Source organism: Caballeronia sp., assembly GCF_049581465.1.
Classification (GTDB): Bacteria; Pseudomonadota; Gammaproteobacteria; order Burkholderiales; family Burkholderiaceae; genus Caballeronia.
On sequence record NZ_JBAUSA010000666.1, the window covers coordinates 1 to 6,525 of the forward strand.

The window sequence follows — 6,525 nt, forward strand, 5'->3', positions numbered from 1 at the left end:
CGAGCATCGCTGCCCGAGCGGCCATCATCGGTCCACTCTGGACGCCGGGCCCTGGCGCCATCTAATCGGCAGCTTACTGAGCGCAGCAGCCATTCATTCCTTCGAGTCGCTTGGCAGGTCATCGGCCCACAGCGGTCATTGGTCCCTCAAGGCGTCAACGGCTGGTATGGGTTCCCTACCTGACGATGGGCGACCAGCCCAGACGACAGCCGCTTTGAACGTCGCTGAGCAGCAGAGCTGCGTTTTATCGGTCTATTCCGACCAATTGCAAGACAGCGGCGATTACGGATGTACAAACCACGCCACCGCCTGCAAGAATGCGAGGGCGACCAGCGCGCCACGATCCGATCCACGGACGGCGCCCCGCAACCTGAGCCAAAATAAGAGGACGCCCATGGGCAGGCTTGCCAAATTCCCAGCAGGCAACCGGGGAGCGCGACAGTGGTTGATAGCCGCGATTCTGGCAGTGTTTTGCTGCGTGTGCCAGAACGCCTTCGCGCAAGCGGCCGACAACGCGGCGAGCCTGCGCGACAAATTCCAGAGTCTGACGCAGCAGCTCGCGCACAATCAGTTTCAGCGACCGCTTTACCTCGAATCGCAGGAGTTGCCCTCGGCACTCAAGGGCGATATTTACGGCGTGGTCAATTATCCGTTCGCAGCGGTCAACGGCACGCTCAACGACCCGACTCAGGGCCCGGCCAACTGGTGCGACGTGCTGATCCTGCACCTGAACACCAAGTACTGCCATGCATCGACGAGCGCAAGTGGTACGGTCCTCGCGGTGAACATCGGCAAGAAAACCGAGGAATCGCTTTCCTCGTCCTACCGCGTGCAATTCAACTATCGCCCGGCAGCGAGCAGCCCGGATTATCTTCGCGTGGAGCTCTCCGCCGCCACGGGTCCGCTGAGCACGAAAGACTACCGTATCGTGCTGGAGGCGATACCCGCGGCCGATAGCCGCACCTTTATCCATCTGACCTACGCTTACGGCTACGGCACGGTTGGACGGCTTGCGATGAAAACCTATCTGGCGACGATCGGTAGCGACAAGGTTGGCTTTTCGTCCACGCCCGATCTGTCGACGGACGAGACGCAGTACATCGGCGGCGTGCGCGGTCTGGTGGAACGCAATACCATGCGCTATTACCTCGCCATCGATGCCTACCTGGGTGCGCTTTCCAGTCCGCCCAACGCCCGCCTCGACAAACGCCTAACTGACTGGTTCGATGCGACCGAGCAATATCCGCGGCAATTGCACGAGGTCAGCCGCGCCGACTACATGCAAATGAAGCACGACGAGTATCAACGCCAGCAGACCGCCCAGTAGGCCGCGCAGCAGGCGAGGGTCACTGGGTCCGATCGGCCGGCCTAGAGCGTGGTGGACATCGCAAGCAGATTCAACCGCCCTTCCCACCGCGCCCGGGGAGCACTTGATGCCGCATCTTTCCCAGATAGCTGCGACCTCTCGCTTGCAACGGCTCGCACCCCGGTTATCCTGATTTCGTCGGTTGAGTCCGCTTTTATCGGTCCATGTGCGTCGCGCTACTAGAGCGTGAAAACTTTTAAGGCAATGGCAAGGAAGCACCCGCCCAAAAGACGTCTGGGTGCCGCTCCTGTACATCAAATCCCAATGCTGATGATCCGCACTATCCGGGGGACCATATCGAGCGCGTATCGCCGACGCCCCTTCTGATGGTGGTCGCCGAGCACGATCACACGGCCGCCACCGATTTAGCGCTCAAGGCATACGAGCGCGCACTCGAACCCAAACGGCTGGTCATGACCGACCAGGTGCCGACAGTTCGACCCGTATCTCGGTGAGTTCGAAATCGCGTCGCGTGTGGCTATCGACTGGTTCATTGCAACCTAAGCCAGCCGTCCAGGCGGTCCGTTCACAGGCTCGTGGCGCTTCATAGCCGTGCACAAACGTCCCGCGCTCCAGTCGATATCATCCAGCTCAAGCGACGCTACTTCCCCGGAGCGCAGCCCCAATCGAGCAAGCAAAAGCAAAATGGCATAGTCTCGACGACCAGTTGCGCTTCGCTGATCGATGCTGGCTGACAACTGCCGTGTTTGATCTGGGGCGATCCCACGTGGAATTGACGGCATCGACCAGTTGGCCACGACTGGAACCGCGGCGGCCAAATCCAGTGTAATGTCGCCGCGATAGCGCGCATAACGTACACCCGATGCATCTTCGCCATCAGATCGTCTCGACCCAGTGTCGTGTCAAAGACTTACCGGGAAGAAGGATTCCTTGCGGAGCCAGCAAGGCAGTGTTCAGTCAAAAAGCCGATAACTCCATGAATGGCATCCAGGGCCGCCGAATAATAGATGAAGGTCCCCTCCCGGTTGCTGGATACAAGGTTCGCGCGCGACATGTCCTTGAGGTGGAAAGACAGGCTGGACGGAACGATTCCTAACTGCGCAGAAATCTCTCCTGCGGACAACCCGCGCGGCCCCACGGCCGCGAGCAGCCGGAAGATAGCCAATCGCGAGTGCTGTGCTATCGCGCTCAAAGCAAGCAATCTGGTGTCTTCGTCCATTTCCGTAGCTCAGCTATTGTCGAATGTCGTTTGCTCTGGCAGACCCGCGCAGCGACGACGTGGGAACCGCGTGCGCATGCTTTTGCGCCCGCACGCGCTCCGGACTCACGCGCACGTCTGCGAGCGAATCAAGCCTCGCAGCGTGTCAGCGGAAACGCTCGTCGGTTTCCTCAGGCAATCCATCCACCATCGACCGTCAAGCTTTCACCGGTGGTGTAGCCCGCTTCGGGGCTCGCCAGGTACGCCACCGCCGCTGCGATTTCTTCGGGCTTGCCGAAGCGACCCACGCTGGCGAGCTTAGTCATCGTTGCGTGTTCTTCCGTCCCCGGTTGGGGAGCCAGTTCGGTGTCGATCGGGCCGGGCTGAACCGCATTGACGGTGACACCGAACTTCCCGAGTTCGCGCGAAAGGCCGCGCGTGAATCCCCGAATGGCGAATTTCGACGCGATGTAAAGCGTTACACCAGGCAGCGGCGCTGCTTCGCCAAAAGCAGAGCCTACATTGATGATGCGTCCCCACCCCGTCGTGATCATGCGCTTTGCCGCGTCCTTCGCCAGTTCGATCGGGGCTCGCACATTGAGGTTGAAGTGCGTGTCATAAGACGTTTCCGACGACTCGAGGAACGGCCCGTATTCGACGGTGCCTGCATTGTTGACGAGAATGTCGAGCCGACCTTCGAACTTGCCGCGGAAGACGCCATTCAATGCATCGATCAGCGCCGTCACCCCCTCCGGCTTCGACAGATTGGCGCCAACTGCTTCAGCCTCGCCACCTGCATCGCGGATCGCCTTGACCACCGCATCTGCCCGTTCCCGACTCGACGCGTAGTGGACGATGACGGATGCGCCGTCCCGCGCGAGACGGATTGCGATGGCGGCTCCGATGCCGCGGGAAGAGCCGGTCACGAGTGCGAGTTTGCCTTTCAGAGCTTGCGTCATGATTACCTCGATAGTGAGTTTTGAACGGTCCGCTCACATGCCCTTACGCAGGGACTAGCGGACTGCTGCATGTGCGCCAATGCGTTCGTGCATTGGTAGAGGCGTATCGTCCACGCGTGGCGGGGTGCGCGGTAGTAATCGGCGAGGAATAGGTCCTATTCCTGGCACAGTGCGCTTTCCTGATGCGGAGAAACCCATCGACATGCAAAGCATCGCCGTTACTTCACTCCGCAAGGCCGCAGATGCGTCTGCGCGGGATATGCCTGCCCGGATAACTGTTGTACAGGCGCCTGAGAAACGACTCCCCGGCGTTCAACGACGACCCCAGCTGGACTCTGCCTACGCCAGCGCGGTACGTGATTGGGCGAGACGGCATCGCGCTTTACTCGAAAGCCAATCCGGACTGCAGGCGCCGTTCCGATCCGGGCGACATGTTTGCGGTGCTTGAGAAAGTCGTCGCGAATGCACGAGCGGACAACTCGAAGACTTCCATGTTGCGGTTTTCGGAGGGCAGCGTATCAATCGACAAAAGTGGCTTCCGGGGCGACGCCCATACTGCCGCCGTGCCCGCCAAGCAGATCCTCGACGAAAGCGACGAAGGCGCGCGCTTTCGTCGTCGCCATGCGTCCTGATGGGAAGACTGCCCAGACGTCGATGGACGGCAGCGTCCATTCGGTGAGAACGGCCTGCACCGTGCCGTCGGCGAGTTCGGGTGAGAACATCCATTCCGACGCGACGGCGAGGCCCATGTGCCCCAACACCGCCGTGCGCATGCCCTCGGCGGCGCTCACGCTGACGCGACCCGACACGGCCACCGCGACCTCTGTACCGTCGTTGCGGCTGAACGACCAGGACTCGCCACCGCCTCGCAGTGAGTAAACGATCGCCTGGTGCCGGCTGAGCTCGGCCGGCTTGTTCGGAATGCCAGCGTCCGCGAAGTACCGCGGCGTGCCGACAACCAGTCGACGTCCCCGCAGGATGCGCCTGGCGGTCATCGCCGAGTCGTCGAGCGTACCCATGCGGAGCGCCACGTCAATGCCCTGTTCGAGCAGATCGATAGAGCGGTCGTCAAGGATGATATCGACACTCAGTTTCGGATGCCGGTCGAGGAAGGTTTTGAGCGAGGGCAGAACATGCAGCCGCGCGAACGTGACTGCCGCACCGATCCGCAAGCGCCCTGAAAGTCCGTCCGACGATTCGCGCACCACCTGCTCTGCCTGATCCGCCTCATCGATCGCGCGGCAGGCGTGCTCGTAGAATCGCTGGCCTGCATCTGTCGGCGTCAGGCCTCTGGTCGAACGGAGCAGGAGCCGCGCGCCGAGATGCTCTTCCAGTTGAGCAATAGCCTTCGAGACCGCCGGCTGGCCCAACTTTAGCCGACGAGCGGCGGCAGAGAATGAACCCGCGTCCACCACGGTTACGAACGTCTCCATTGCCGTCATGCGGTCCATGCTGTCTCCTCGTGCAGACTGTTGTAAGCAAAGAGCACAGTCTACCGAGCATCTGTGTTTGATGTCTTCGGTGTTGGGATCACAGGATGCGACAGACTGCGGGGGCCATACGCGGGCCGCGAGCGTCGGTAACGACCCCTGCTGAAGCGGACACTGAAGTCGTAAGGGGCGAAGGCGTTTTATCGGACATCCAGCCCTTTTTCGTCATCGGTCTGGGTGCCTGGTGGCTGGGTGAGCGCGTATCCAAAGCGCAGGTCATTGCTTGCGTTGTAGCGCTGGCCGGACTTGTACTCGCCAGCGGACTCATTGGAAGCAAGACGAGCTTGATCGCGACATCGTCTTATCAGACCGGCGTCGCCCTATGCCTCGTGGGTGCCGTCGCCTATGCTGGCTTTCCGTTCATCGCGCGCAAGGCGAAACGAGTTAGTTCGTTTGCGTTGTCCTGGTGGCAGAGCGCTGTCGGCGTGCTGCTTACAGCTTGGTGGCCGCTCTGGCATGGACTGCCGCAAACTACGACTGCATGGCTTTGGTTAGCCGGGCTAGGAAGCATCCACCGGTTGAGGCTCTGTGATCAACAAGTGCTTCGCGTCAGGATGTACTGGATTGACCAATGCATTGAATTCAGCGCGCGCGACCACTGAAGGAACGATCAACACCGCCGATCTGCCCTCCTCTATCCAGCGCGTCACCTACGGCTCGGGCAATCTTCGGGTGCGGTCCATCCCAGCCTCTGAGCAGATCATCCACCTCAATCCGCTCGATCGAAACGGTGTTAGGAACCTCAGTTTGCACCCACACATGATGACGCGGGACTCTCCCAATACGCGAGTGCACCAGCACCTCGAGCATGGCGCCGGCGAAGCTCAGCGCGCCATAGATAACGGGACGACCAGGACTATTAAAACGGCCGCCGACCGGCATCGCCCCGGTACCGCTCCACACCGGATGCCGGCTATCCGCGATCCTAAAAATCTGCATCAGGCCGGCGCCTCAACTGCAGTCATGAAATACCTCACGCCGGCACCCCGTAGAACAATTTCCAGAGCAACTCTTCGACCCGTCGTGCGCCAAGCTCCGTCATCGCCACGTCGAGCGGCGTTCGGCCATCGAGCAACGGATGCATCGTGTTCAAAAACTCGCGAGCGTCGTCTTCGTCATCCCATACGTAGTTGGCTGTCGCGAAGATACGTGCAAGTCAGTCGCTTCGGGCACGATGCGCGCGAGCAATGCCCTGCGTTCTTCAGGACTGCGCGTAGCGTGCTCAACCCCTTCGCGCAGCGCCGACTTAGGCAAGCCCTCGCGAACGCGGTCGTCGAGTTCCGCGACCGAGTGTGGCACGGGCGTGAGCACCACCACGGCGGCGATCTTTATCGGCGAGTCGACACACGGCGGTTGTGAAGAACGAATCCGCCATCATCGTGCGCGGAATAAAACGGGCCGCCAATTGTCTGCGAATTGCGATCCGAAAGAGCGACCATGGCCGAGGAATAACGCGTCGTCGCCGATCGTTTACTGTGTGCGACTGGAATGCGGTGACGCAAGAGAGGGCGTGATGAAATCCGTGCTCGGTGTATTGGACCTTATTGCCGG

At 60.8% G+C, this 6,525-nt stretch carries 8 protein-coding genes and 1 pseudogene; 2 read left to right on the forward strand and 7 right to left on the reverse strand.

Going from position 1 to position 6,525, the window contains the following annotated elements; genetic code table 11:
• Positions 1-394: 394 nt before the first annotated feature.
• Entirely contained in the window at positions 395-1,327 is a 933-nt protein-coding gene (locus tag WCA53_RS16415) for a hypothetical protein (RefSeq protein WP_423912466.1), read from the forward strand.
• Positions 1,328-1,866: 539 nt separating this feature from the next.
• On the opposite strand, the gene WCA53_RS16420 is transcribed toward WCA53_RS16415, so the two are convergent.
• The 7 genes and pseudogenes from WCA53_RS16420 to WCA53_RS16450 all read right to left on the reverse strand — a co-directional run bounded on the left by WCA53_RS16420 (position 1,867) and on the right by WCA53_RS16450 (position 6,342).
• On the reverse strand, positions 1,867-2,109 hold the full coding sequence (locus WCA53_RS16420) for a tyrosine-type recombinase/integrase (protein WP_423912491.1): 243 nt from the start codon (positions 2,107-2,109) through the stop codon (positions 1,867-1,869).
• Between the two features lie 128 nt (positions 2,110-2,237).
• Complete coding sequence (locus tag WCA53_RS16425) at positions 2,238-2,546, reverse strand: ArsR/SmtB family transcription factor (RefSeq protein ID WP_423912469.1); 309 nt, start codon at positions 2,544-2,546, stop codon at positions 2,238-2,240.
• Between the two features lie 170 nt (positions 2,547-2,716).
• Positions 2,717-3,484 (reverse strand): SDR family NAD(P)-dependent oxidoreductase, encoded by a 768-nt coding sequence (locus tag WCA53_RS16430; protein WP_423912474.1) that lies wholly within the window; start codon positions 3,482-3,484, stop codon positions 2,717-2,719.
• 518 nt (positions 3,485-4,002) lie between these two features.
• Positions 4,003-4,935 (reverse strand): LysR family transcriptional regulator, encoded by a 933-nt coding sequence (locus WCA53_RS16435; RefSeq protein WP_423912479.1) that lies wholly within the window; start codon positions 4,933-4,935, stop codon positions 4,003-4,005.
• Positions 4,936-5,474: 539 nt separating this feature from the next.
• Positions 5,475-5,624, reverse strand: coding sequence for an RES family NAD+ phosphorylase (locus tag WCA53_RS16440; protein ID WP_423912482.1), 150 nt, complete (start codon positions 5,622-5,624; stop codon positions 5,475-5,477).
• Positions 5,557-5,913 (reverse strand): RES family NAD+ phosphorylase, encoded by a 357-nt coding sequence (locus WCA53_RS16445; RefSeq protein WP_423912484.1) that lies wholly within the window; start codon positions 5,911-5,913, stop codon positions 5,557-5,559. Before WCA53_RS16445 ends, WCA53_RS16440 begins: the two co-directional genes overlap by 68 nt.
• A 34-nt stretch (positions 5,914-5,947) precedes the next feature.
• Positions 5,948-6,342, reverse strand: a pseudogene (locus WCA53_RS16450) (antitoxin Xre/MbcA/ParS toxin-binding domain-containing protein).
• Here WCA53_RS16450 and WCA53_RS16455 point away from each other — a divergent pair.
• Positions 6,278-6,525: hypothetical protein (locus WCA53_RS16455; RefSeq protein ID WP_423912487.1), on the forward strand; the 248-nt coding region annotated here is incomplete at its 3' end. The pseudogene WCA53_RS16450 and the gene WCA53_RS16455 sit on opposite strands and share 65 nt — an antisense overlap.